Source organism: Duganella vulcania, assembly GCF_009857655.1.
In the GTDB taxonomy this organism is placed as follows: Bacteria; Pseudomonadota; Gammaproteobacteria; order Burkholderiales; family Burkholderiaceae_D; genus Rugamonas; species Rugamonas vulcania.
This window is the reverse complement of sequence record NZ_WWCX01000054.1, coordinates 16,665-42,228: the sequence shown is the minus strand read 5'-3', so window position 1 is coordinate 42,228 and position 25,564 is coordinate 16,665. Positions and strand designations below refer to the sequence as shown.

The 25,564-nt window shown below is 62.6% G+C and carries 26 protein-coding genes and 2 tRNA genes; 9 read left to right on the top strand and 19 right to left on the bottom strand.

The annotated features are described in order from the left end of the window. A partial coding sequence (locus GTP90_RS23475) for a sensor histidine kinase N-terminal domain-containing protein (protein WP_175048199.1) occupies nt 1–194 on the bottom strand: 194 nt, incomplete at its 3' end. Beyond that, complete coding sequence (locus GTP90_RS23470) at nt 191–874, bottom strand: response regulator transcription factor (RefSeq protein ID WP_161085811.1); 684 nt, start codon at nt 872–874, stop codon at nt 191–193. The genes GTP90_RS23470 and GTP90_RS23475, both read right to left, overlap by 4 nt. Before the next feature lie 217 nt (nt 875–1,091). Between GTP90_RS23470 and GTP90_RS23465 the strand changes: the two genes are divergently transcribed. Then, nucleotides 1,092–1,898 carry a Crp/Fnr family transcriptional regulator gene (locus GTP90_RS23465; RefSeq protein ID WP_161085810.1) on the top strand — a complete coding sequence of 269 codons (807 nt, stop codon included), beginning with the start codon at nt 1,092–1,094 and terminating at the stop codon, nt 1,896–1,898. Here the strand turns inward: GTP90_RS23465 and GTP90_RS23460 are convergent. The 12 genes from GTP90_RS23460 to GTP90_RS23405 all read right to left on the bottom strand — a co-directional run bounded on the left by GTP90_RS23460 (nt 1,795) and on the right by GTP90_RS23405 (nt 12,453). Beyond that, complete coding sequence (locus tag GTP90_RS23460; RefSeq protein ID WP_161085809.1) at nt 1,795–3,345, bottom strand: CHASE3 domain-containing protein; 1,551 nt, start codon at nt 3,343–3,345, stop codon at nt 1,795–1,797. The two genes, GTP90_RS23465 and GTP90_RS23460, sit on opposite strands and share 104 nt — an antisense overlap. Before the next feature lie 126 nt (nt 3,346–3,471). After that, nucleotides 3,472–4,104, bottom strand: a complete 633-nt coding sequence (locus GTP90_RS23455) for a response regulator (RefSeq protein ID WP_161085808.1) — start codon at nt 4,102–4,104, stop codon at nt 3,472–3,474. A 141-nt stretch (nt 4,105–4,245) separates the two neighbouring features. Then, nucleotides 4,246–4,662: a MerR family transcriptional regulator gene (locus GTP90_RS23450; protein ID WP_161085807.1), complete on the bottom strand. Its 417-nt coding sequence runs from the start codon at nt 4,660–4,662 to the stop codon at nt 4,246–4,248. Nucleotides 4,663–4,679: 17 nt separating this feature from the next. Continuing rightward, a complete protein-coding gene (locus GTP90_RS23445; RefSeq protein WP_019919772.1) occupies nt 4,680–5,027 on the bottom strand; it encodes an integration host factor subunit alpha in 348 nt (115 codons plus the stop codon). A 141-nt stretch (nt 5,028–5,168) separates the two neighbouring features. Next, nucleotides 5,169–7,607, bottom strand: coding sequence for a phenylalanine--tRNA ligase subunit beta (pheT, locus tag GTP90_RS23440; RefSeq protein WP_161085806.1), 2,439 nt, complete (start codon nt 7,605–7,607; stop codon nt 5,169–5,171). Nucleotides 7,608–7,674: 67 nt separating this feature from the next. Further along, nucleotides 7,675–8,694 carry a phenylalanine--tRNA ligase subunit alpha gene (gene pheS, locus GTP90_RS23435; RefSeq protein ID WP_161085805.1) on the bottom strand — a complete coding sequence of 340 codons (1,020 nt, stop codon included), beginning with the start codon at nt 8,692–8,694 and terminating at the stop codon, nt 7,675–7,677. A 104-nt stretch (nt 8,695–8,798) separates the two neighbouring features. Continuing rightward, a complete protein-coding gene (gene rplT / locus GTP90_RS23430) occupies nt 8,799–9,158 on the bottom strand; it encodes a 50S ribosomal protein L20 (protein WP_008449404.1) in 360 nt (119 codons plus the stop codon). Nucleotides 9,159–9,179: 21 nt separating this feature from the next. After that, entirely contained in the window at nt 9,180–9,377 is a 198-nt protein-coding gene (gene rpmI, locus GTP90_RS23425) for a 50S ribosomal protein L35 (RefSeq protein WP_008449407.1), read from the bottom strand. 211 nt (nt 9,378–9,588) lie between these two features. Then, nucleotides 9,589–10,128: a translation initiation factor IF-3 gene (gene infC, locus GTP90_RS23420; protein ID WP_071658961.1), complete on the bottom strand. Its 540-nt coding sequence runs from the start codon at nt 10,126–10,128 to the stop codon at nt 9,589–9,591. A gap of 19 nt (nt 10,129–10,147) precedes the next feature. Next, nucleotides 10,148–12,055 (bottom strand): threonine--tRNA ligase, encoded by a 1,908-nt coding sequence (thrS, locus tag GTP90_RS23415; protein WP_117011386.1) that lies wholly within the window; start codon nt 12,053–12,055, stop codon nt 10,148–10,150. Between the two features lie 198 nt (nt 12,056–12,253). Then, nucleotides 12,254–12,330 (bottom strand) — tRNA-Val (locus GTP90_RS23410). Between the two features lie 46 nt (nt 12,331–12,376). Further along, a tRNA-Val gene (locus GTP90_RS23405) sits at nt 12,377–12,453 on the bottom strand. Nucleotides 12,454–12,594: 141 nt separating this feature from the next. Between GTP90_RS23405 and GTP90_RS23400 the strand changes: the two genes are divergently transcribed. The 4 genes from GTP90_RS23400 to GTP90_RS23385 all read left to right on the top strand — a co-directional run bounded on the left by GTP90_RS23400 (nt 12,595) and on the right by GTP90_RS23385 (nt 14,904). Then, nucleotides 12,595–13,548 (top strand): cation diffusion facilitator family transporter, encoded by a 954-nt coding sequence (locus GTP90_RS23400; protein WP_161085804.1) that lies wholly within the window; start codon nt 12,595–12,597, stop codon nt 13,546–13,548. 66 nt (nt 13,549–13,614) lie between these two features. Further along, complete coding sequence (locus GTP90_RS23395; protein WP_161085803.1) at nt 13,615–13,821, top strand: FitA-like ribbon-helix-helix domain-containing protein; 207 nt, start codon at nt 13,615–13,617, stop codon at nt 13,819–13,821. 2 nt (nt 13,822–13,823) lie between these two features. Beyond that, entirely contained in the window at nt 13,824–14,270 is a 447-nt protein-coding gene (locus GTP90_RS23390; RefSeq protein WP_161085802.1) for a type II toxin-antitoxin system VapC family toxin, read from the top strand. After that, nucleotides 14,263–14,904, top strand: a complete 642-nt coding sequence (locus tag GTP90_RS23385) for a CatA-like O-acetyltransferase (protein WP_161085801.1) — start codon at nt 14,263–14,265, stop codon at nt 14,902–14,904. Before GTP90_RS23390 ends, GTP90_RS23385 begins: the two co-directional genes overlap by 8 nt. 78 nt (nt 14,905–14,982) lie before the next feature. On the opposite strand, the gene GTP90_RS23380 is transcribed toward GTP90_RS23385, so the two are convergent. After that, complete coding sequence (locus GTP90_RS23380) at nt 14,983–15,846, bottom strand: LysR family transcriptional regulator (RefSeq protein ID WP_161085800.1); 864 nt, start codon at nt 15,844–15,846, stop codon at nt 14,983–14,985. A gap of 93 nt (nt 15,847–15,939) precedes the next feature. Between GTP90_RS23380 and gstA the strand changes: the two genes are divergently transcribed. Further along, the gene (gstA, locus tag GTP90_RS23375) at nt 15,940–16,539 is read left to right on the top strand and encodes a glutathione transferase GstA (RefSeq protein WP_161085799.1); all 600 of its coding nucleotides are present in this window, start codon (nt 15,940–15,942) and stop codon (nt 16,537–16,539) included. Here gstA and GTP90_RS23370 read toward each other — a convergent pair. Genes GTP90_RS23370 through GTP90_RS23360 form a run of 3 tightly spaced genes read right to left on the bottom strand, consistent with a single transcriptional unit; the run spans nt 16,536 to nt 20,043 of the window. Then, the gene (locus tag GTP90_RS23370) at nt 16,536–18,788 is read right to left on the bottom strand and encodes a RelA/SpoT family protein (RefSeq protein WP_161085798.1); all 2,253 of its coding nucleotides are present in this window, start codon (nt 18,786–18,788) and stop codon (nt 16,536–16,538) included. The genes gstA and GTP90_RS23370 overlap by 4 nt on opposite strands. Nucleotides 18,789–18,795: 7 nt before the next feature. Further along, complete coding sequence (locus GTP90_RS23365) at nt 18,796–19,146, bottom strand: RidA family protein (protein WP_161085797.1); 351 nt, start codon at nt 19,144–19,146, stop codon at nt 18,796–18,798. A gap of 18 nt (nt 19,147–19,164) precedes the next feature. Further along, nucleotides 19,165–20,043 carry an alpha/beta fold hydrolase gene (locus tag GTP90_RS23360; RefSeq protein WP_161085796.1) on the bottom strand — a complete coding sequence of 293 codons (879 nt, stop codon included), beginning with the start codon at nt 20,041–20,043 and terminating at the stop codon, nt 19,165–19,167. A 134-nt stretch (nt 20,044–20,177) separates the two neighbouring features. On the opposite strand from GTP90_RS23360, the gene GTP90_RS23355 reads away from it, so the two are divergent. The 3 genes from GTP90_RS23355 (at nt 20,178) to GTP90_RS37325 (ending at nt 23,089) form a co-directional block, all read left to right on the top strand. Next, nucleotides 20,178–20,972, top strand: a complete 795-nt coding sequence (locus GTP90_RS23355; RefSeq protein ID WP_161085795.1) for a 3-hydroxybutyrate dehydrogenase — start codon at nt 20,178–20,180, stop codon at nt 20,970–20,972. A gap of 49 nt (nt 20,973–21,021) precedes the next feature. Next, nucleotides 21,022–22,380 (top strand): dicarboxylate/amino acid:cation symporter, encoded by a 1,359-nt coding sequence (locus GTP90_RS23350; protein WP_175048198.1) that lies wholly within the window; start codon nt 21,022–21,024, stop codon nt 22,378–22,380. A 73-nt stretch (nt 22,381–22,453) separates the two neighbouring features. Then, complete coding sequence (locus GTP90_RS37325) at nt 22,454–23,089, top strand: M949_RS01915 family surface polysaccharide biosynthesis protein (RefSeq protein ID WP_161085793.1); 636 nt, start codon at nt 22,454–22,456, stop codon at nt 23,087–23,089. A gap of 12 nt (nt 23,090–23,101) precedes the next feature. On the opposite strand, the gene GTP90_RS23340 is transcribed toward GTP90_RS37325, so the two are convergent. Beyond that, nucleotides 23,102–25,507 (bottom strand): DUF3857 domain-containing transglutaminase family protein, encoded by a 2,406-nt coding sequence (locus tag GTP90_RS23340; protein WP_161085792.1) that lies wholly within the window; start codon nt 25,505–25,507, stop codon nt 23,102–23,104. Nucleotides 25,508–25,564: the final 57 nt, after the last annotated feature.

Here is a 25,564-nt window from a genome sequence, read left to right as displayed (position 1 = left end):
AGGTCGATGCGCAGCTGGCCGCCGTCGCCGCCCAGGCGCGCGCCCAGCGCGGCGGCGGCGTCGGACAAGCTCTGGTCGAACGCCTGCTGGGCCGGCAGCCAGGCCAGCATGTAGGTCAGCGCGCCGCCGGCCAGGTTGATCAGCAGGATCGGGCCGATCAGCCATTTCAGCAGCCGCAGCCGGATGCTATTCATTCTTCATGGGCCGCCGGGGCCTGCTCCAGCATGTAGCCGAAGCCGCGGATGGTGCGGATCGAGACGCCGGCGTCGGCGATCTTCAGACGCAGGCGCGAGATGTAGACTTCCACCGCGTTCAGGGTCAGGTCGTCGCCCCAGGGCAGGATGGCGTCGATGATCTGCTGCTTGGAGACCACGCGCGCGCCGTGCTGCAGCAGGTATTCCAGCACCGCCCACTCGCGCACCGACAGCTCGATGGTCTTGTCGCGCACGCGGGCGCGCTTGGCCGACAGGTCCAGCGCCAGGTCGCCCAGCGCCAGCACGGCCGGCTTGGGGGTGTTGCGCCGCGCCAGCGCCCGCAGCCGCGCCACCAGCTCGGCGGTGGCGAAGGGCTTGACCAGGTAGTCGTCGGCGCCCAGCTCCAGGCCACGCACCCGGTCCTCGATGGCGTCGCGCGCGGTCAGCAGCAGCACCGGCACCTGGCTGCCGCGCGCCCGCAGGCGCCGCACCACCTCGAAACCGTCGATGCCGGGCAGGCCGATGTCGAGCACCACCACCTCGGTGTGCTCGGCCCGCTGCAGCAGCGCGTCGGCCTGGGTGCCGTTGCCGACCACCTCGACCGCCATGCCGTGGCCGCTCAACACGCGGCTCAGGCCATCGGCCAAGACCGCGTCGTCCTCCACCACAAGTACATGCATGATCTGTGCGCCACTTGATTTGAATTTGTGCATTATGCACGCGCGCTGCGGAGAAAAATAGAGCTCGTGTAGGACCAGGACTACAAAGTGCCATGTTGCAAGCCTACACGGGGGCGTCCCCTCCTCTTATGTTCGCAATTTAACAAAGACCTCAAAATTATGGCAACACTGAAGCACGCCTTTGGTGCTCTTGTATAGCCAGATTGTGAGGAACAAAATGAACAACACCCAAATTAACGCAACCGACAAAACCGCAGCGCCACGCATGACGGTGAACTCGAAAGAATTCAACGTTGCGTCACGGCCTGTTGTCAGCATCAGCGGCGCCCAGCAGAACGAGTTGCTGGCCGCGCTGCCCCGCGACGTGCTGGAATCGTTGTTTGAGCACCTGGAACTGGTGACACTGCCCTTCGGCAAAGAATTGTTCGAGTTCGGCGGCGCGATGGACTACGTCCATTTCCCGACCACCGCCATTGTCTCGCTGCTGTACGTGATGGAAGACGGCGCCACCACCGAGATCGCCGTGGTTGGCCATGAGGGCGTGGTCGGCGTCTCGCTGTTCGAGGGCGAGCGCGCCATGTGCAGCGCCGTGGTGCAGGCGGCCGGCTACGGCTACCGCATGAAGGCCCAGCACCTGCGCGACGCCTTCAACCAGGGCGGCGCCCTGCCCGCGCTGCTGATGCGCTACAACACCGCGCTGTTCGCGCAGATGGCGCAGAACGCTGTCGGCGGCCGCCACAGCTCGATCGAACAAAAGCTGTGCCGCTGGCTGCTGGACCGCCTGGACCGCTCGCCATCGAACGAATTGAAGGTCACGCAGGAAATGATTTCCATCATGCTGGGCGTGCGCCGCGAAAGCATCACCGCCGCCGCCGGCAAGCTGCAGGACGAAGGCTTGATCGCCTACCGCCGCGGCAATATCACTGTGCTTGATCGGTCAGGCTTGGAGGCGTATGCGGGTGAGTGCTACAAGGTGGCCCGGACGGAATATGAACGTCTGCTGGTGGATGTAGCACGCTGCTAAGCACATCACTGATGGCCGGTGGCAGCGTCGTCATGTCGGCGCGGCGCTCCTCCGCCGGCGGGCGGGTGCGCAAGGGAATGGAGACCTCGATACAAGTGCCGGCGTCATTGCGGCCACGGCGGATGGTCAGCGTACCGCCCAACAGCAAGGCGCGTTCACGCATGCCCAGCAGTCCATGCGACATGGGCTTGACGATGTTGTTGGCGGCGATGCCGATGCCATCGTCGATAATGCGCAGCATCAGCCCGCCCTGGTTGCGGCTCAGGGTGACCGTCACGCGGCTGGCCTTGGCATACTTGCGGATATTGGTCAGCGATTCCTGCACAATGCGGAACAAGGCAATCGACAAATCGCCCGACCGGCCGGCCGCGCTTTCGATTTCAGCGGCCACGTCGCAATCGCAACGGACCTGGGCCAGACGGCTGAATTCGCTGCAATAGCTTTCGATGGCGGCGCACAGGCCCAGGTTGTCGAGCAGGCTGGGACGCAGGTTCTCGACGATGCGGCGCTTCATTTCCACTGTTTCCACCAGCGTGGCGCGGGCGCGCTTGAGCTGGGTGGCCAGTTCGGGGTCGGTCTTCTGCAATTGCTGGGTGACGGCGGCGATGTCCATGCTGATCGAGGTCAGGTTGGCGCCCATTTCGTCGTGCAACTCGCGCGACAGGCGGACCTTTTCTTCCTCGCTGATGCTGATCAGGTGGCGCGACAGCACCGACAACTGCTCGGTACGCTGCTCGACCTGCGATTCCAGGTTTTCATTGGCGCTTTGCAGCGCGTGCTCGACCTGCGCACGGTTGGCGAAGCTGCGCCGCACCAGCTGGTAGAACATGACCAGCACAAAGATGGCCAGCGCGTTGATGCCCATGCCCAGCAACACGGCTTTCTGGTATTCCTGGTAGAAGGTGGCGCTGCGCGTGACCAGCGTCTCGTTCTGCTCCTGCTCCATAATGACCACCTGCAGGCGGATCTCGTCCATGCTGGCGCGGCCGTCGCTGAGCTTGGCGATCTTGACGATCTCCTCCAGCCCGCCCTCGCGGTAGACGTCGATGGCCTGGCTCATGATGGAGAGGCGGCGGCGCACCAGCGTGTGCAGCTGCGCCAGGTTTTTCAGCTGCGACGGGCTATCGGCCAGCAGCTTTTCCAGTTCCTTGAATTCGATTTCGGTCTCGGCCAGCGCGGTCTTGGTCGGCCCCAGGTAGGCGTCGCGCCCGGACAGGAAATAGCCGCGCATGCTGCTCTCGGCGTCGAGCACCAGCACGTTGAGGTATTGCAGGCGATCGGCCACCCGGGCGGTCTGGCCCAGCTGCACCTGCGCCCCGCGCAACGCTTGCAAATTGTGGAACAGGCTGAATCCGTTGACGATCAGCAAGAGCGCACAGGTCACGCACAAGACGGTCTTGTACAGCGGCAGGCGGTGATGCGGCGCTGTTTCGACGGTGAAATACATCCTGACGAGTTTCCTTCACAAGGGTTAATCCGGGGCGGACAAATGCCACACTAGCCGGATTATAGTCCGATGGGGAACAGGATGCTGAATGGAGCAGCGGCAACAGTGCGCGCCCCGGCAAGCTTGCTAATCGAGCAGGTTGTTCTTCATGGCGTAGTAGGTCAGGTCGGAATTCGACTGCATGCCCATTTTTTCCATGATGCGGGTGCGGTAGGTGCTGACGGTCTTGATGCTCAGCGACAGCGCCACGCCGATGTCCGACACGGTGGCGCCGCGCGCCAGGCGCAGGAAGACCTGGAACTCGCGGTCCGACAACTCGGTGTGCAGCGCGGTGTTCGGATCACGGTCAAAGCTTTGCGCCAGCAGTTCGCCGACGGTCGAGCTGACATAGCGGCGGCCCTGGTACACGGTGCGCACGGCGGACATCAGCTCGTCGGCCTCGCATTCCTTGTTCAGGTAGCCGTTGGCGCCCATCTTGAACAGGTTCAGCGCGTACTGCTGCGCCGGATAGCCGGACAGGATCAGCACCGGCAAGTCCGGCTGGCCCTGGCGGATGGTGCGCAAGGTGTCGATGCCGCTCTGGTCGGGCATGGCGATATCGAGCAGCAGCACGTCGCAAATCTCGCGCCGCGCGATTTCCAGCGCCTCACGGCCGGTACCGGCTTCCGCCACCACGTCGAAATCGTCCGCGGACGAAAAAATCTGTTTGAATCCTGCTCTTACTATCTGATGGTCGTCACAAATGGCAACGCGTATCATTGTTTCCCCTCGTCTTGTCCGGCTGTCGCGCCATGGGCCCCACCGGACTTCACGCCACCGTCTATCAGCGTCGCTGATGTGAATAATGTTGAAATTATAGCAGCAATCATTCCGCCAGCCGCACTTCACGGCAGTAGTGCGCTAGGGCTGCTTAAGCAACGTCAGTATCGCCAGCAGCTCGCCGCGTATCATGTCGCGGTCCAGCGGAGCAGGAACGTCCGTCACAGGCTTGCCGTTGACAGCCAAGCCACCATCATACTCCGCCGCAGCGGGATCGTACGCGCGGCTGTCGAGCTTATTGCGGGCGCCGCTGATGGTGAAGCCCTGCTCGTACAGGAGTTCACGGATGCGGCGTATCAACAGCACCTCGTGGTGCTGGTAGTAGCGGCGGTTGCCGCGCCGTTTGACCGGCTTGAGCTGCGTGAACTCCTGCTCCCAGTAGCGCAGCACGTGCGGCTTCACGCCGCACAGCTCGCTCACTTCACCGATCGTGAAATAGCGCTTGGCCGGGATCGGCGGCAGCACAACCAGTTCGGATTTGGCGAGGCGGTCATTCATCACGGCTCAGTCCCGGCTCAGGCGGCGCGCGCCATAGGATTGCTCTCTTCGACCATGCCCTTGAGTTTTTGGCTGGCATGGAAGGTCACCACGCGGCGCGCAGTGATCGGGATTTCCTCGCCGGTCTTGGGGTTGCGGCCCGGACGCTGCGGCTTGTCGCGCAGCTGGAAATTGCCGAAACCGGACAGCTTGACGGCCTCGCCGCGCTCGAGCGCGTTGCGGATCTCGTCGAAGAAGGTTTCCACCATGTCCTTGGCCTCGCGCTTGTTCAGCCCGACCTGTTCGAACAACAGCTCGGCCAGCTCCGCCTTGGTCAGCGTAGGCAAATCTTTCTCTGCATCCTGGCGTACCTTGGCCACCTGCATGGCCCGATGCAAATCGGCAGCCAATGCGGATTGGAGTACGGCGGAATCGACGTCGTTATTATTAATTTTCCTGCCCTGCCTTATCTAAGAACGAATGAGTCCGGCACAGGCCGGACTCCCAGATGATCAAAAAAGTCGCTATCAAGTACGCAGACGGGCGCCGTGTTTTTGCGTGGCGGCTACACCGACCGCGCTCATCACCGCTTCCACCACATCGTCCTGCAGCGTATTTTGAGTATCTTGCAAGCTAAAGCGGAAAGCAAGCGATTTTTCGTCTGCCTCCAGCCCTTTACCACGATATTCATCAAACAAAACAATGGCTTGCACGATCTTGCCGTGTGGACTTACTTGCACTGCTGCATCAAACGCGTCCAGCAGGTCTTGCGCTGGAACATGCTGCTTGACCACCACGGCCAGGTCGCGCGTGGCGCCCGGGAACTTGGAGATCTCGGCGTATTCCGGCACGGTGCGTTGCTGAAGAGCAACAGCGTCGACCTCGAACACTACCGGCGCGTGCGGCAGTTCGTACTTTTGCAGCCAGCGCGGGTGCAGCTCGCCGATGAAGCCGACGACCTTGCCATCGAGCAGCACATGCGCCGAGCGGCCCGGATGCAGCGCCGGGTGTTCGGCCTTGACGAAGCGCAGCGGCAGCGGCGCGAACAGGTGCTCCAGGTCGGCCTTGAGGTCGAAGAAATCGACTGCGCGGTTGTCCTGGCCCCACTGCTCGTCGGCCACGTTACCGTAGGCCATGGCGGCCACACGCTTGGGCTGGTGGTAGCCGGCCACAGTCAACGGGCCGTCGGCCACGCTGTCGTCGCGCAGGTAGACCGCGCCGATCTCAAACAGGCGCACGCGGCTGGTCTTGCGGTTCAGGTTGTAGCGCACGTTGGCCACCAGGCTGCCGATCAGCGTCGAGCGCATCACGTTCATCTGGCTGGCGATCGGGTTCTGCAGCTTGATCGGGTTGGCGTTGCCGCCGAAATCCTGCTCCCAGGCCGCGTCCACAAAGCTCATGTTGACCACTTCCTGGAAGCCCAGGTCGGCCAGCTGGTGGCGCACGGCGAACAGCGAGCGGGTGTTTTCCGGCGCGATGATCATCGTGTTGGCAGCCACCGGCGCCACGGTCGGGATGTTCTCGAAACCGTAGACGCGCGCGACTTCCTCGATCAGGTCTTCCTCGATCTCGATGTCGAAGCGGTACGACGGCGACGTCACCGAGAACACTCCCCCGTTCGGGCCATCGGCTAACGTATATGGCAGCGCCAGGCGGGTGAAGATGTCGGCGATGGTCTTGTCGTCCAATGCCACGCCGATCACCTTCTGGGCGCGGGCGGTGCGCATCTGCACCGGCGCGCGCTTGGGCACGTTGACGATCTGGTCGTCGACCGGGCCCACTTGCGTGGTCGGCGTGCCGCAGATTTCGATCAGCAGCGAGGTGATGCGCTCGATGTGCTCGACCGTGGTCGCGTAGTCGACGCCGCGCTCGAAGCGGTGGGCGGCGTCGGTCGAGAAGTTGTACTTGCGGGCGCGGCCCTGGATGGCGTTCGGCCACCAGAACGCCGCTTCCAGGTAGATCGATTCGGTCTCCAGCGAGACGGCGGTGGCGTCGCCGCCCATGATGCCGGCCAGCGATTCGATTTCCTTGTCGTCCGAGATCACGCCGACCCATTCGTCGACCGTGACGGTGTTGCCGTTCAAGAGCTTGAGCGTCTCGCCGGCCTTGCCCCAGCGGACATTGAGGCCGCCATGGATCTTGGCCAGGTCGAACACGTGGGTGGGACGGCCCAGCTCGAGCATCACGTAGTTGGAGATGTCCACCAGCGCCGACACCGAGCGCTGACCGCTGCGCTCGAGGCGCTGCTTCATCCAGTCCGGCGTGGCGGCCTTGGCGTTCAGGTTGCGGATCACGCGGCCGGAGAAGCGGCCGCACAGGTCCGGCGCGGAGATCTTGACCGGCAGCACCTCGGCGCTGTTGACGGCGACCGGGCGGAACGACGGCACATGCAGCGCCACGCCGGTCAGCGCCGACACTTCGCGCGCCACGCCCAGCACCGACAGGCAGTCCGCCTTGTTCGGGGTCAGCTTGATGGTGAACTTGAGGTCGTTGAGCGCGTAGTAGTCGCGGAAGTTCTGGCCGACCGGCGCGTCGTCCGGCAGTTCCAGCAGGCCGCTGCCCTCTTCCGACAGTTTCAGTTCCTTGGCCGAGCACAGCATGCCTTGCGACTCGACGCCGCGCAGCTGGCCGACCTTGATTTCAAACGGCTTGCCATCGGCGCCGGGCGGCAGGACGGCGCCGGCCATCGCGCACACGACCTTCAGGCCGGGACGCACATTGGGCGCGCCGCAAACGATGTTGAGCAAGGTGCCGGTGCCGACATCGACCTGGCAGACGTTCAGGCGGTCCGCGTTCGGATGCTTGGCCATCTCGCGCACGTGGCCGACGACCACGTTGGAGAACGGCGGCGCCACCGCTTCGACTTCTTCCACTTCCAGGCCGGACATCGTCAGCAGATGGGCCAGTTCGTCCGAAGTCATCTTCGGATCGACCATGGTACGGAGCCAGTTTTCGGAGAATTGCATAATCAAGCCTTCAAAGATAGTCCGACGGGAGCGCGCACCTGGGCGGCGCTCGACCGTTTCGTTATTGTTAGTTGAACTGCTTCAGGAAGCGCAGGTCGCCTTCGTAGAACAGGCGCAGGTCGTTGACGCCGTAACGCAGCATCGTCAGGCGTTCCAGGCCGGAGCCGAACGCGAAGCCGATGTACTTTTCCGGGTCGAGGCCGAAGTTGCGCACCACCGATGGATGCACCTGGCCCGAGCCGGAAATCTCCAGCCAGCGGCCCTTCAACGGACCGGAACCGAAGGCGATATCGATCTCGGCCGATGGTTCGGTGAACGGGAAGTACGACGGACGGAAGCGCACCTGCAGGTCGTCGGTCTCGAAGAAGGCCTTGACGAAGTTCAGGTACACGCCCTTGAGGTCGGCGAAGCTGATGTTCTCGGCGATCCACAGGCCCTCGACCTGGTGGAACATCGGCGAGTGGGTGGCGTCGCTGTCGACGCGGTAGGTGCGGCCCGGCGCGATCACCTTGATCGGTGGCGTATGGCTGCGGGCGTAGCGCACCTGCATCGGGCTGGTGTGCGTGCGCAGCAGCAGCGGCTTGCCTTCGCTGTCGTTGCCCTCGATGTAGAAGGTGTCCTGCATCGAGCGGGCCGGATGGTTTTCCGGGCTGTTGAGCGCCGTGAAGTTGGTCCAGTCGTTTTCGATCTCGGGGCCGTCGGCCACATCGAAACCGATGGAGCGGAAGATGGCCTCCACACGTTCCCAGGTCCGCATCACCGGATGGATGCCGCCGCCGGCGCGTCCGCGGCCAGGCAGCGAGACATCGATGGCCTCGGCGTTCAAGCGAGCTTGCATCTGGGCGTCGGCCAGCGCGTCGCGCCGGGCCGTCAGCGCCGCTTCAATCTGCCCCTTGGCAGCATTGATCAGGGCGCCCTGCGCCTTGCGCGCTTCAGGGTCGAGCTTGCCCAACCCCTTCATCAATTCGGTGATCTGGCCGGTCTTGCCCAGATATTTGGCTTTGGCATTTTCCAGTGCGGCCGCGTCATCTTTGACGGCGTCGAAATCCTGCACTGCTGAGGCGACGAGTTGTTCCAGGGAGTCCATGCGTTTTTCTTATCCTCAATCAAAAACGGGGCACAGGTTTCAACCTTTGCCCCGTTCTCAGTCGCAGCCCCGTTGCCGGGACCACGCGTCCAAATCAATGCGTATTAAGCAGCGATTTTTGCTTTCACAGCGTTGACAATCGCAGCGAACGCTGGCTTGTCCATCACTGCCATATCGGCCAGGACTTTACGGTCCAGTTCGATCGAAGCTTTCTTCAGACCATTCATGAAGACGCTGTAGGTAACGCCATGCTCACGGGAAGCGGCGTTGATACGAGCGATCCACAGACGGCGGAAGACGCGCTTCTTGTTACGACGGTCGCGGTAAGCGTATTGGCCAGCGCGCATCACTGCTTGCTTGGCAATACGGTATACCTTGCTGCGACGACCGCGGTAACCCTTGGCCAGGTTTAATACTTTTTTATGACGGGCACGAGCTGTAACCCCACGTTTTACTCTAGGCATAGTAACTCCTTAGTTGTGAGATTAAGCGGTTGGCATCATACGCATGACGGACGTGACGTCCGAAGCGTTGATGTTACGGGTGCCGCGCAGCTGACGCTTGTTCTTGGTGGTCTTCTTGGTCAGGATGTGGCGTTTGAAGGCCATACCCGATTTAACAGTACCACCCGGACGCACGCGAAAACGTTTTTTCGCGGAGCTTTTGGTTTTCATTTTTGGCATAGCAATCTACCCTCTTGGGTAGCTCCATATCAAACAGGATTGCAGGTGGCGACACTACGTCACACTTAGATGCCTGCTTTCACTTGTTTTTGCAGCAGATGCGAGTCCACTACATTTACAACAGCCGGCAATTATAGACCAGATGCTGCAATTCTGCACCACAAATTATAAGAGGCGCCTGAGCGCCTCTTATATTGCCATTAAAGCAGGATTACTTCTTTTTCTTCGGAGACAGGACCATGATCATCTGACGGCCTTCCATCTTCGGGAACTGCTCGACCTGACCGTACGGCTCCAGGTCGGCTTTCAGGCGTTCCAGCATACGGAAGCCAATATCCTGGTGCGCCATTTCACGGCCGCGGAAACGCAGCGTGATCTTGGTTTTGTCGCCTTCATCCAGGAACTTGATGAGGTTACGCAGCTTGATATTGTAGTCGCCATCATCGGTACCCGGACGGAATTTGACTTCCTTCACGGCGATGATCTTCTGCTTCAATTTCGCTTCGTGAGCCTTCTTCTGCTCCGAATACTTGAATTTACCGTAATCCATCAAACGGCAGACCGGCGGGACCGCGGTAGGCGCGATCTCGACCAGGTCGACGTTTGCTTCTTCCGCCAGGCGGAAGGCTTCGGCCAAACTCACGATACCGAGAGGCTCGTTATCGACCCCACTTAAACGCATTTCAGGGGCAGTGATTTCGCCATTGATGCGATGCGACTTGTCAGTAGCTATGGTGATTCCTTTTAAAATCTAATGAAGGACTGCGCGATCAGGCTTTATTGGCGACGTCTTGCTGGAGTCGCTCGATCAGGGCATCGACGGACATGACGCCCAGATCGACATTGCCCCGTGCCCGCACAGCCACGGTATTGGCATCCCGCTCTTTATCGCCAACCACAAGAATGTAGGGCAGTTTTTGGACGGAATGTTCGCGTATTTTATAGGTTATTTTCTCGTTGCGCAAATCGGTCTGCACGCGGAACCCGCTCCGGCGCAGCTTTTCAGCCACTTGCGCCACATATTCGGCCTGCGCGTCGGAGATGTTCAGCACCGATACCTGCACCGGCGCCAGCCACGCCGGCAAGGCGCCCGCGTAGTTCTCGATCAGGATGCCGATGAAGCGCTCCATCGAGCCGACGATCGCACGGTGCAGCATGACCGGCACCTGGCGGCTGTTGTCGGCCGCCACGTACTCGGCGCCCAGGCGCTCCGGCATGAAGAAGTCGACCTGCATCGTGCCGACCTGCCATGGGCGGCCCAGCGAATCCTTCAGGTGGTACTCGATCTTCGGACCGTAGAACGCGCCCTCGCCCGGCAATTCGGTCCAGGTCACGCCGCAGGCGCGCAGGCCCGAACGCAGCGCGTCCTCGGCCTCGTCCCACACTTCGTCGGTGCCGATGCGGTTGTCCGGACGCAGCGCCAGCTTGACTTCGATATTGTTGAAGTCGAAGTCCTTGTAGACCTCCATCGCCTGCGTGTGGAAGGCCACCACTTCCGGCTCGATCTGCTCTTCGGTGCAGAAGATGTGGCCGTCATCCTGGGTGAAGCCGCGCACGCGCATGATGCCGTGCAGCGCGCCCGACGGCTCGTTGCGGTGGCACTGGCCGAACTCGCCGTAGCGCAGCGGCAGGTCGCGGTATGAACGCATATTGCTGTTGAAGATCTGCACGTGACCCGGGCAGTTCATCGGCTTCAGCGCGTAGGAGCGGTTTTCCGACTCCGTCACGAACATGTTTTCGCGGTAGTTGTCCCAGTGGCCGGTCTTGCCCCACAGGCTGGAGTCCAGGATCTGCGGCGCCTTCACTTCCTGGTAGCCGTTGACCTGGTACTTGTTGCGCATGTATTGCTCAACCTGCTGCCAGATGGTCCAGCCCTTCGGATGCCAGAACACCAGGCCCGGCGCCTCGTCCTGGAAGTGGAAGAAGTCCAGCTGCTTGCCCAGCTTGCGGTGGTCGCGCTTTTCCGCCTCTTCCAGTTGGAACAGGTACTGTTCCTGGTCTTCCTTCTTGGTCCAGGCGGTGCCGTAGACACGCTGCAGCATTTCGTTCTTGCTGTCGCCGCGCCAGTAGGCGCCAGCCAGCTTCATCAGCTTGAACACTTTCAGCTTGCCGGTCGATGGCACGTGCGGGCCGCGGCACAAGTCGGTGAAGCTGCCTTCGGTGTACAGCGACACATCCTGGTCGGCGGGAATCGACGAGATGATCTCGGCCTTGTAGGCTTCGCCGATGGACTTGAAGTAGGCCACAGCCTCGTCGCGCGGCAGCACCTTGCGGGTGACCGGCTCGTCCTTCTTGGCCAACTCGGCCATTTTCTTTTCGATGGCGACCAGATCGTCAGGCGTGAACGGACGCTTGTACGAGAAGTCGTAGTAGAAACCGTTTTCGATGACCGGGCCGATGGTCACTTGCGCATCGGGGAACAGCTCCTTCACCGCGTAGGCCAGCAAGTGGGCGGTCGAGTGGCGGATCACGTCCAGGCCTTCAGGGTCCTTGTCGGTGATGATGGCCAGGTCGGAATCTTTCTCGATCAGGAAAGAGGTATCCACCACTTTGCCATCCACCTTGCCGGCCAGCGCGGCCTTGCCCAGGCTGGTTGCAATGCTGGACGCCACTTGTGCAACGGTGACTGGGCCGTCGAATTCACGGGCAGAACCATCGGGAAGGCGAACTGAAAGCATAACGATCTCCATTTCGGCGCGGGCGCCAGGTAGTGGTACAAAAAATGATAATAAAAACGCGGACGAAAAAAAACGCGGACTAGCCGCGTTTTCTCTTTTTTTGAGCAAAAAGAATCCCGATCGACTAGCGTCACTCCCAAAGCTTGGTAGTAGTTCGCGGTGTCATAACCGGATTGCCTTTCTCGCTCTTACATGTTCTGGTGGGCGGTGCAGAATTCGAATCTGCGACCCCTTGGATGTCGACCAAGTATTCTAACCAGCTGAACTAACCGCCCGTGGTACTGCTATTTTACTGCGCTTTTACTGCTTTGCTACGTAATCTGGTGGGCGGTGCAGAATTCGAATCTGCGACCCCTTGGATGTCGACCAAGTATTCTAACCAGCTGAACTAACCGCCCGAAGACCAGCATTATAGAGAGCGATCCGGAGAAAAACAAGGGCATTATTCGGAAACATTTACAAATTGCACTATGAGGATGCCATACGCGGGTCATCGACATCCATTAAACTATGGGAGTCCTCACTACAACAAGAAGCCGATGCAAGCCGAAACCCGCGCCAACACTAGCGTAGAGCTGCCACCCTCCCCGTCCGCCCACCTGCACGAACACCGCGACGGCGACGCCCTACATGCGCACTTCAATGTGCAGCGCAGCCAGTCGGTGCTGGCGTGGTCGCTGGCGTTGACCTTGGGATTCGCCGTGGTTGAAGTCGTGACCGGCTTCATGTCCAATTCGCTGGCGCTGATTTCCGACGCCGGCCACATGGTCACCGACGCCGCCGCGCTGGGGCTGGCCTTGCTGGCGCAGCTGATCGCCAAGCGGCCGCCGTCGGCGCGCCACTCGTTCGGCTTCGGCCGTGCCGAGGCGCTGGCGGCTTTCGTCAACAGCCTGGTGCTGTTGCTGCTGGTCGGCTGGATCGTGTTCGAGGCGGTGCAGCGTTTCTCCAAGCCGGAGCAGGTGCAAGGCGGCACCGTGTTCATCGTGGCCGGCATTGGCCTGCTGATCAACCTGGTGCTGGCCTACATGCTGTCGCGCGGCGACAGCAATATGAATACGCGCGCCGCGCTGGTCAATGTGATCGGCGATTTGCTGGGTTCGGTGGCAGCGCTGATCGCCGGCGCCGTCATCTACTACACCGGCTGGATGCAGATCGATCCGCTGCTGTCGATCTTTGTCGCGCTGCTGATTTTGAAATCCACCATCGACGTGCTGCGCGAGTCGTATCACTTCCTGATGGGCGGCGTGCCGGAGCAGATCGACTACCTGAGCGTTGGCGCCGACCTCGGAAAAATAGACGGCGTCTGCTCGGTGCACGACCTGCATGTGTGGGACATGTCGCCAGGCCATCCGGCGCTGATCGGCCATGTCGAAGTCACCGACCTCGCCCGCTGGCCGGAGATCCTGCTCAACATCAAGTCCATGCTGCTGGAAAAGCATGGCATCGACCACATTACGCTGCAAGCGGAAGTGGCATCGCCGGCGCAGGCATAAGTCGGCTTGCAATGCGCATGCGCTTCCCTATACTGCTATCAATGATATCAATCCCGTGAGAGCATCATGTCGCAGCTGCTGGTTCGTGACTTGGACGATGAGATCGTCGATTCGTTAAAACGCTTGGCGGCAGCCAACGGCCGCAGCGCGGAAGCCGAACACCGCGAAATCCTGCGAGCTCACCTGACTAAGCAGCCGAAAAAACGCTCGTTCAAGGAAGTATTGGCGGCGATGCCCTACTTCGGCGATGACGAACTGTTCGATCTCAGGTAGCGATGTTTTTGATTGATGCCAACGTACTTTCCGAGTACAGCAAAGGCAAGCGAGCCAATGCCGGCGTGATAAAGTTCTTCGCCGCCACAGAGAGCAACAGCTTGTTTTTGCCAGTGCAGGTGATAGGCGAAATACAGGCCGGCATCGCGAAGTTGCGACGCGCAGTCGGCGAGCAGGCATTGCAGCGGGCTGAAAAATACGAGCTCTGGCTGGACAGCGTGTTGACAGGGTTTGGCGATCACATTCTGCAATTCGACGTTGAGGCAGCCAGGGTATGGGGCACTTTGCTTTCGAGCGACACAAAAGATCCCCATACGATCGACAAGCAAATCGCAGCCATCGCATTGATCCATGACCTGGTGGTGGTTACTCGCGACAAGGGCGATGCCTTCTCACGCACTCCAAACCTGAAAATACTGAATCCATTTAACCCGATCCCACATGCATAATTTTGAAAAACGCCGCGACCGATACAACGCCTTTGCCTCATTTGAAAACCCGCTGGTCAACCTGAGCTTCGAACTGGAGGTACCGGACTTCCGGCCCTTCTGCAAGGAACACAAACTGCCGCCGTTCCACGTCTTCCTGTATTGCGTGCTGAACTCGCTCAAGGAGAACGACAACTTCATGTACCGTGTCCACGAAGGCGAGGTCATCAAGATTGACGACTTCATGGCCTCGTACACGGTGCTCAACCGGGACAACAATCTGAACTTTGCGCGCTTCGAACGCTCCTCGGACCTGCACGAGTTCGTTGAGCGCAGCGTGGCGGCGAAAAAGATCGCCGAAGCCAGCGACACGCTGGTCAACACCACAGAAGCGCTGAGCCCGCTCGACAAGAAGCGCAACGTCCACATCACCTGCATGCCGTGGCTGAAGCTGGTGGCGATCGAGCATCCGATTTACTGCCACAAGAATTACGACATCCCCTCGCTAGCCTGGGGCCGCTTCAGCGACCCGCGCGCCGACGGCAAGCTGACAATGACGATGTCGGTGCTGGCGCACCATGGCTTCGTCGACGGCTACCACATCCACCTGCTGGCTAAAGCCATCGAAGCGCGCGTCGCGAAAATCATCGCTTAAAACCGGTGGGGTCAAGTCTGACATTCGGACACGAGCTCTGCTGTAGCGCGTCGCTACAGCAGAGCTCGTGTCCGAATGTCAGACTTGACCCCAAAGTTTTTGGGCGGCGGCGGAGGCGCGGCCGGCTTGCGAACGGAGCAGGCCGAACTCGCGATACAGGCGCGGCTGCAGCTGCATAATCCGCAGTCCGCGCCGGTCTTCCGGCAAGGCGGATTCGGGAATGATTGCCACGCCTAGTCCTTCCCTGACCAGCACGGCAGCGCTGCCGAGGTCGCGCACCGTGACGCGGATATCGGTCAGCGTGAGGCCGGCTTGTTCGGCCAGGCTCTGCGCATGCACCGTGCAGCCGCCGGTCGCCAGCACGAACGGTTCATTGGCCAACTCGGCCAAGGTGATGCCCTGCTCGCTTGAGCGCCGCCCCAACGGATGATGGGTCGGCACCACCGCCACCCAGGCATCGCGGCCGATGATGACCGCCTCCCGCCCCGGCGCGGGATTCAGCACCACGCCCAACTCGACCGTGTCATCCGCCAGCCACTGCTCCACCTCGTCGTCCGTGCCTTCCAGCGCCACGACGTCGACGCCGGGATGGCGGCGCTTGAACGCCTGCAGCAGCGGCGGCAGCACGGTGGTCATCACGGATGGGAAGCCGGCCACCCGGATGCGCCCGGCATGCAAGCCTTGCGCGGCATGGGCAAGCGAACGAATCGCGTCGAACTCGACCAGCATCGCGCGGGCATGCGCGACGACCTGCTCCCCGAACGCCGTGACACCGACTTGGCGCCGCTCGCGTATCAACAACTGCGCGCCCAGCGACGCCTCCATCTGCGCGATGGCCTGGCTGGCGCCGGATTGCGTGATGCCGACCCGCTCCGCCGCCCGCGAGATGTTGCGTGTGTCGGCGGCCGCGAGCAGCAGGCGCCAATGGGCCAAATTCATCATTAGAAAACCTAATACCTAGCTTATGGAGCATTAATTTTACAGCCAGCTGCGCGATGCCTACAGTGAAGCCTCATCGTTCTTATGGAATCCAACATGAAGCTATATTTCGCACCGCACACCTGCTCGTTCTCGCCGCACATCGTATTGCAGGAGCTGGGTCTGCCTTATGAGCTGGTACGCGTCGACAACCAGACCAAGCTGACCGCCGACGGCAGGGACTTCCGCAGCATCAACCCGAAAGGTTATGTCGCCGCGCTGGAATTGGAGAATGGTGAGGTGCTGACCGAGGGCGTGGCCATCGTTCAATATTTGGCGGACTTGAAACCGTCGGCCGGGCTGGCGCCGCCGCCAGGCAGCTGGCAGCGCGTGCGCTTGCAGGAGTGGCTGAATTTCATCGGCAGCGAAATCCACGCCGGCGTGGCGCCGCTGTTCAATCGCGCGATGCCCGAAGCCGCCACCACCATCTTCCGCGACAAGCTGCAGAAGCGCATGACGTTCCTGCAGCACACGCTACAACAACAGGACTATCTGATGGGCGACAAGTTCACCGTGGCCGACGCCTACCTGTACACGGTGCTGTGCTGGTTTGCCTTCTTCGATATCCGCCTGGACAACTGGCCGGCCGTGGCGGCCTATTCAAACCGCATCGCAGCCCGCCCCTCGGTGCAGGCCGCGATGCAAGCCGAAGCCTAGGCGCGCCGCGCTTCCTGGACGCCGGTCACTTCGGCGATGGCGTTCAGCGCTTTCTGCAATTGCGCGGTGGCGCCGATCTCAGCCGTGAAGGTCATGCGCGCGAAGCCCTTGGCGCTCTGCGTGTTGACGCCGATGACGTTGATCTTCTCGCGCGAGAAGATCTCCGAAATATCGCGCAGCAGGCCCTGGCGGTCGCCCGCCAGGATGAAAATGTCGACCGGGTAGACGGTGTCCGATCCGGCCCGTCCCCACTCGGTCACGATCACCCGCTCCGGCGCCTTGGCGCGCATCTCGGCGAAGTTCTTGCACGTGGCGCGGTGGATCGACACGCCCTTGCCGCGCGTGACGAAGCCAACAATGCCGTCCGGCGGCGCCGGCTTGCAGCACTTGGCCAGCTGCGTCATCAAGCCGTCGGTACCCACCACCAGCACGCCCGACTTGGCGCCCTGGTCCACGCTGGACGCCTTGCTCTTGCCCAGCACCACCGCATCTTCCGGCTCGACCGGTTCGCCGGTGTCGTGCAACGCCTGCTCGACGTGGCGCAGGCTGAATTCATCCTTGCCCACCGACAGGAACAGATCGTCCACCTTGGCGAAGCCCAGCTTGTTGGCCAGCGCTTCCAGGTTGACCGCCGTCTTGCCTTCGCGCTGCAGCGATTTCTCGACCATCGCGCGGCCGTGCGACAGCGTTTCCTGCATGTCGATGGCGTGGAACCAGGCGCGGATCTTGGAGCGCGTGCGCGTGGACACCGTGTATTCGTCGCTGAGCCAGTCGCGCGACGGACCGGCCGTGCCGGGCGCGCCCTTGGCGGTGATGATCTCGCAGGTCTGGCCGTTCTTCAGCGGCGTGTTCAGCGGCACCATGACGCCGTCCACGCGCGCGCCGCGGCAACGGTGGCCGACATCGCTGTGCAGGTGGTAGGCGAAGTCCACCGGCGTGGCGCCGACCGGCAGTTCCAGCACGCGCGCCTGCGGCGTCAGCACGAAGATGCGGTCGTCCAGCGCGGCGGACTTGAGTTTCTCCACCCACTCGCGTTGCTGCTCTTCCTGCCCGACCACCGCGTCGGCGACGTCGGTCTTCCACGCCAGCAGCTGGCGCAGCCAGGCGATTTTTTCATCGTACTTCTGGCCGGCGAAGTTGGAGCCGCCCTCTTCCTTGTAGCGCCAGTGCGCCGCCACGCCGTACTCGGCAAAGCTGTGCATCTCCTGCGTGCGGATCTGCACTTCCAGCGGGCGGCCGTCCTCGGCCGTCACCACCGTGTGCAGCGACTGGTAGCCGTTCGATTTCGGCCGCGAGATGTAGTCGTCGAACTCCTTCGGGATCGGCGTCCAGATATTGTGCACCACGCCCAGCACCGTGTAGCAGGTCTTGACGTCGGCCACGATCACGCGGAAGGCGCGCACGTCGTACAGGTCGGTGAAGTCGAGCTCCTTGCCTTTCATCTTGCTCCAGATGGAGTAGATGTGCTTGGGCCGCCCGAACACTTCGGCCTGGATGCCGGCCGCCGACATTTCCGATTGCAGCCGCGCGATCGACGAGGTGACGAAGCCTTCGCGCATCATGCGCTTTTCTTCGAGCATCTTGGCGATGCGCTTGTACGCTTCGGGCTCGATGAAGCGGAACGACAGGTCCTCCAGCTCCCACTTGAGCTGCCAGATCCCCAGCCGGTTGGCCAGCGGCGCGTACAGGTCCAGCGTTTCGCGGCCGTAGGCGCAGGTCATGTCGTTGAACAGCTTGATGTCGGCGAAGTAGCGCAAGGTGGTCACGCAGGAGGCCAGCCGCACCAGCACCACGCGCATGTCCGAGGCCATGGCCAGCAGCATCTTGCGCAGCGTTTCGACCTGCGCCACCGCCATCTGCGCGGCATTGCGGCCGCGCGCGACGGCGCCCTGCGGACCCTGGGTCTGCGTCAGTTCGCGCAGGCGGATCAGCTGGCGCACGCCGGCCACCAGGTCGCTGACCTCCTGGCCGAAACGCGGTTCGATGATGGGCGCCTGCGCCGTGTCGAGCAGGGTCAGCTCGAACATCAGGCCGGCGATGCGGGTCTCGACGTCGGTACGCATGAAGGCCAGCGTGCCGGCCACGCCGACCGCGAAGTCGATGGCGGCCTGGCCGCTGGCGCAGAGCTTGTCGCCGTAGGCGCCGCTGGCGAAGTCCAGCGCCGCCAGCATGCGCGCGCTGTCATCCGGCGAAAGGCCCTGGACCAGTTGCTCCGACGTTGCGCTGGTGAGCGCGGTGATGGAAACCATGATGCCCCTAGCGCTGCGCGGCGACGACGATGATCTCCACGCGCCATGCCGGATCGGCCAGCTTCGCTTCCACGGTGGCGCGCGGCGGCGTGTGGCCGCTCGGCACCCAGGCGTCCCACTCCTCGTTCATGCCGGCGAAGTCGGCCAGGTCGGCGATGTAGATGGTGGTGCTGAGGATACAGGTCTTGTCGCTGCCGGCTTCGGCCAGCAGGCGGTCGATGTGGCCCAGCACTTCGCGGGTCTGGCCGCGGATGTCCTGTGTCTTGTCGTCGGCGATCTGGCCCGCCAGATACACGGTGCCATTGTGGATTGCCACTTCGGACAAGCGTTTGCCTACATGCAGTCGTTTGATTTCCATACTTTTTTCTTCTTTACATTAACCCAACAGGAATTGCTTGACGATGGCGATCTGGTCGTCGTGAATAAAGGTCGGCGCGTGGCCGACGTGCGGGATTTCCACCAGCGCCGGTTTGGGGCCGCGCTGCGCCATCAGCGCCGCGGTCTCGGCGCTCAGCAGGTCGGACTCGGCGCCGCGCACCAGCAGCGTCGGGCAGCGGATCGCGTCGTAAGCCGCCCACAGCATCGCCTCGTCGGCCGCGGCCGATTCCGGCGTGGCCGAGCGGAACGGCAGGGCCAGGCCCATGTCGTAGTGGCGTATCCATTTGCCGTCCTTGTCCTGGCGCAGCACGTCGCTCGCCAGTTTATGCCATTCGGCCTCGGTGTGCTGGCCGAAGGTCAGCGAGACGTCGCGGATGAACTTGGCGGCCTCGTCGAAGGTGTCGAAGCGCAGGTCCTGGCCGATGTAGTCGCCGATGCGCTGCAGCGCCGCCGGCGCCAGCACCGGGCCGATGTCGTTGAGGATCAGCTTGCGCACCGGGTTGTCCGGCAGCGAGGCCAGGCCCAGGCCGATCAGGCCGCCCATCGAGGTGCCGAACCAATCGACGGTCGATTGCTCGCCGGCCGGCAGCACGCGCGCCAGCAGCGTGACGATGTCGCTGACATATTGCGGAATACGGTACAGCTGCGGATTTTTCAGCCAACCGGAACGGCCGCGGCCGACGATGTCGGGGCAGATCACGCGGTAGTCGTTGGCCAGCGCGCGCGCCATGTTGTCGAAGTCGTCGCCGACGCGGGTGACGCCGTGCACGCACAGCAGCACGTTCGGGTTGCTCTCATCGCCCCATTCCTTGTACGACATGCGGTGCAAACCAGCCAGAGACAGACATTGAACAGACTTTATTTTTGCTTCGAACATGCGACTTCCTTGGTGGTTTTTATAGTGATTTGTGCAATGCTGTTTAGAAATACCATTTTACCGGGCGTTACGCTTAAAATCCTACCGAAGTGTAGCGCAGCACGACTTTAATCTCCAACCCCACTGAGGACACTATGGCAAACAAGACTTTGAGCGGCAAGACCGCATTGGTGACCGGCTCCACCTCCGGCATCGGCCTGGGCATCGCCCGCACCCTGGCGGCGGAAGGCGCCAACGTGCTGCTGAACGGCTTTGGCGACGCCGCCGAGATCGCCCAGTTGCAGATCGACCTGGCCAAGGAATTCGACGTGCAGGTGGCGTACCATAATGCCGACATGTCCAAGCCGGCCGAGATCGAAAACATGATCGCGTTCGCCGGCGACAAGTTCGGCGGCGTCGATGTGCTGGTCAACAACGCCGGCATCCAGCACGTGGCCAACGTCGAGGACTTCCCGGTCGAGAAGTGGGACGCCATCATCGCCATCAACCTGACCTCGGCCTTCCACACCTCGCGCCTGGTGCTGCCGCGCATGCGCGCCAACAACTGGGGCCGCATCATCAACCTGGCCTCGACGCACGGGCTGGTGGCGTCGGCCGGCAAGTCGGCCTATGTGGCCGCCAAGCACGGGCTGATCGGGCTGACCAAGGCCAGCGCGCTGGAGACCGCCACCACCGGCGTGACCGTCAACGCGATCTGCCCCGGCTTCGTGCTCACGCCGCTGGTGCAGAAGCAGGTCGACGCCCGCGCCGCCAAGGACGGCATCAGCAACGAGGACGCCAAGAAGGCGCTGCTGGCCGACAAGCAGCCGTCCGGCGAATTCGTCACGCCGGAGGAACTGGGCGCGCTGGCCGTGTTCCTGTGCAGCGACGCGGCCAAGCAAGTGCGCGGCGTGGCGTGGAATATGGACGGCGGTTGGGTGGCGCAATAACCTTGCATAAGGGATATCACTGTTGTGAATGCGGTTAACCACAATGGTGATGTCTCCTATTTTGTCGGATGATGAACTCCTCACAAGAACGCGAGGAGACCCCGTGAAAAAGCCGTTTTATAAAGTTCTATACGTCCAGGTATTGTTCGCCATTGCATGCGGCATCCTGCTGGGCGCTTTTTACCCATCAGACGCGGTCGCCATGAAACCGCTCGGCGACGGCTTTATCAAATTGATCAAGATGATCATCGCTCCGGTGATCTTCTGCACCGTGGTCTCCGGCATCGCCGGCATGCAGGACATCAAGAAAATCGGCCGCGTCGGCGGCAAGGCGCTGTTGTATTTCGAGGTGATCTCCACCTTCGCGCTGGTGATCGGCCTGTTCGTGGCCAACATCGTGCGTCCAGGCGCCGGCTTCAACGCCGACCCGGCCACGCTCGACACCAAGGCCATCGCCGAATTCACCGAAAAAGCCAAGCACCAATCGACCATCGACTTCGTGATGAACATCATCCCGAACACCGTGGTGGACGCCTTCGCCAAGGGCGACATCCTGCAAGTGCTGCTGATCGCCATCCTGTTCGGCTTCTCGCTGTCGCTGCTGGGTGAGCGCGGCAAGCCGGTCACCAAGCTGATCGACGAGCTGTCGTCGGCCATCTTCGGCGTGGTCGGCATCGTCATGAAGGTCGCCCCGCTGGGCGCGTTCGGCGCGATGGCCTTCACCATCGGCAAATACGGCATCGCCTCGCTCAAGCCGCTGGCCACGCTGATGGGCTGCTTCTACCTGACCTGCGGCCTGTTTGTGGTGGTGGTGCTGGGCACCGTGGCGCGCCTGACCGGCTTCTCGATCTTCAAGTTCATCAACTACATCAAGGAAGAACTGCTGATCGTGCTGGGCACCAGCTCGTCGGAAAGCGCGCTGCCTTCGCTGATGACCAAGCTCGAACGCCTGGGCTGCTCCAAGTCCGTGGTGGGCCTGGTGGTTCCGACCGGCTATTCGTTCAACCTGGACGGCACCAACATCTACATGACCATGGCCGCCCTGTTCGTGGCGCAGGCCACCAACACCGACCTGACGCTGGGCCAGGAGCTGACCATCCTCGGCGTGGCGATGCTGACCTCGAAAGGCGCGTCCGGCATCACCGGCGCCGGCTTCATCACGCTGGCGGCGACGCTGGCCGTGGTGCCGACCATTCCGGTGGCCGGCATGGCGCTGATCCTGGGCATCGACCGCTTCATGAGCGAATGCCGCGCGCTGACCAACTTCGTCGGCAACGGCGTCGCATCGGTGGTGGTGTCGCACTGGGAGAAGGAGCTGAACCACGACACGCTGCACAAAGAACTGAACAATCCCGGCTCGACCGTGACCGACCCGGACCTGCAGCCGCTGACCCGCCACGCGCACTGATCGGTTTTTACCCGGCCAACGCCCCGCACGCTGCATGACGGCCTGCGGGGCGTTTTTCGTATATATTCCGGGCATGACTACCTCATCAAACACCGCCGCCCCCCTCGCGCTGTGGCTGGCCGCCGCCACCTGCGCCGCCGCCGAGCCCGCCCCCAAGATCGACGCGGTGTACCTGGCCGCGCGCCACATCGGCTACGCCGGCACGCTGGTCGGCGCCAAGCGCGTCGAGGACCGCGAGGGCGAACACCTGCTGGTGCTGAGCCGCAAGGCCAGCCGCTCGCAGGCGGCCAACTCCGACCGCGACGAAGATTATCTCGAACTGGCCGCCACCTACTACGGCCGCAAGGACGGCCGCTGGGTGACCGAATGGACGGTGCGCGATTCTGTCGACTGCCCGATCCTGGACCACGTCGCGGAATTCTTCCCTTCCGCCGTGCGCATCACCGACCTGAACCACGACGGCCGCAGCGAAGTCACCATACCGTATCGATTGTTTTGCAGCGGCGGCGTGGACTACTCGACCGTCAAGGTGATCCTGCGCGAAGGCGCGACCAAGCTGGCCATACGCGGCGAGCTGGAATTCCACGACACCGGGCCGGCGCTGCAAGGCAAGCGCCAATACGACGCCGCCCTGCTGCAACCAATCAACGCCGCCTACAAAAAACATATGGATGCGGTCTGGAAAACCGTGGTGCACCACCACGACTGACGCCGGGGTTGCCTAGCGGCTCAGCACCTGGGCCGCGTAGCTGCCCAGCATGAACCAGCCCAGCAACGGCGGCAGCCTGCGGGCCAGCGACCACAAGGCCATCGTCACCGGATCGCTCCTCAAGTTGTAGCAGCGACGGGCCCAGCGATAGGCCGGATGGGTGGCCGGCACCAGCGGCACGCCCTCCCACAGATATTTCGCCAGCATGGCCAGCACGACGGCCGACACCGGCAACAAGTACCGCAGCGGGATCGCCGTCAGGCCGATCAATGCGAACATCGCTCCCAGCAGGCTCGCTGCCAGCGCCAGGCGCCGGTTCACTTCGCGGTGCTCGGGGACGGCGCCGCGCCCGGCAGGCAGCAGCACCCGCCGCAGCCCCACCACGGTCAGCGCGGCCAGCCCCAACAGCCACCCAGGCACACCCGGACCGGTGCCGGATGCGGCTGGCGCCTCGCCGGCCACGCGCTCGCCCGGGGCGTCGGTATAAAGCCGATACCCCACCGTCTCGCGCGCCTGCTTCAAGTGAGCGGCGTAATTGCCCATGTCGCCCGGATCGACGTGGTCGCTCAGCGCGCGGTAGTTCGCCGTGATACGCACACTCTTTCCATCGGCGGCAGGCGCCACCTCGTAGGAAAAATCGAAGGCCGGATCGTGCACGTCGGCGCGCTCGCTTTTCAGATTCCAGCGCTCGGGCAGGCGCACCTCGGTCACTTCACTGATGTTGTTCGGATATTCCAGGCGCAGCGGCGCGTTGCGGCCGATCGCATCCGGCGCCTTCAGCGGCCCCGTGACGTCCGACGCCTCGATATTGGCCTCCAGCCGGCCGCCCTTCCGGCTGCGCTCCCAGAAACCGGGAATGCGGTACGACTCCACCAGCGTCAGCGCGTTGGCGGGCGCGTTGTCCTGCACCTTGAGCTCGCCATCGGCGCGGATGCCGGCATAGCTGCGCGCATAGAAATTCTGGTACTGCGCGACCAGTTCGGCCTTGTTGCTCGCCAGCTGGTCGCGCAGGCCGTCGGCGCCGCGCCCCTCGAACGTGGTGCTCACCGTGTAGCTGACCGGCTGCGCGAGGCCGGCGCTGGCGTCGAACAGCGCGTGCACGGTCTTGCGCGGGGCGGCCCGGCCCGCCATCGGCGACAAGCCTGCGGCGCCCGGCTCCAGCACCAGCGCATAGCCGTAGTCCGGCTGATACAGGTGCTCCAGGTCGCCTTGCTGCAGGGACCGCGTCGGGTCCAGCCAGTACAGCTTGCCGCCCGTGCGCACCCGCACCAGCACGTGGTTGAAAGCGGTCGGCGTCGGCGCCCAGGTCGCCACCTCGCGCGCGATGGCGGTGTTGACCAACGCCGGCGCGGCGTCGATGCCCAGCGCGTCCAGCATCGTCACCACCAGCAGTGTCTTGTCCTTGCAGTCGCCGAAGCGGCGCTGGAACACCGTGGACGGCGCGGTCGGCGCGTGCGATCCGGGCCCGACTTCGATGCCCAGGTAGCGGATGTCACGCTGCACCAGCTTGAGCACCTCGGCCACGCGGCCGGCCGGGTCCGCGTGTTCGCGGGCGATCCGCTCGACTTCGCGGCGCAGCGCCTCGCCCATGTCGCGCGGCGGCTGGTACAAAGGCAGGGCCCATCGCACCACCTCGGCCCAGTCGCGGAACTCGGTCCATTGCACCGAAGCGTAGGGGTCGTACCACTCGGGCGCGCCGCTGTCGACGCGCAATTCCGGCACGTTGTGCTGTTCCCAGCGGTAGTCGCGGTAATCGTCCGCTTCCATCAACCGCGGCTTGAGCTTGGTGCGGCGCGGCGCGATCCATATCGGGCGGCTGGATGGCACCAGCAGCCGCACGAAGGCGTGCTCCACCGGCACGGCCCACTCCAGGTCGGCCTTGCCCGTCACCTTGTTCTGGAACACCGGGTTGCTGCCGTCCACGCTGTACGCGTATTCGACGATGTCGCCGATGCGGATATCGTCCAGCATGACGCTGGCGGTCATGCTGCCGTCGTAGATCTGGGAATCCAGTTCGGTCTCGCGCTGCAATACGTGCACCTTGGCGCTGGCCAGCCGGGGCGTCAGCTTGCCGTCGCGGATCACGTTGATCGCATGCAGCGTCAAGCTCTGGTAGGTAGGGTCATAGCTGATGCTGATCGAGGCGACCTTCTCCACTCCGCTGCTGTCGAGCGCCCGCTTGGCCACGTGCAAATACGTCACCTTTCCGCGCTGGTCGACGCGGGTCTGGTAGTCCTGCAGCAGATAGGCCACGCCGCCGCGCGGAGGCAGCGGGGTCGCGGCAGGCGGGTGCAACGGCGATACCGGCACCACCCATGGCGCGGCGGCGCCGGTCTTGTAGTCGGCCGGTTTGGCCCAGGCCGGGACACACACCAGGCAGGCCAGGAAGTACAGTACCCCGCATCGGATCGGTTTCATTGAGAAATAAGATAGTTATTTTTCTAACAGTCTATCCGTTGAATTTCCCAAATGCAA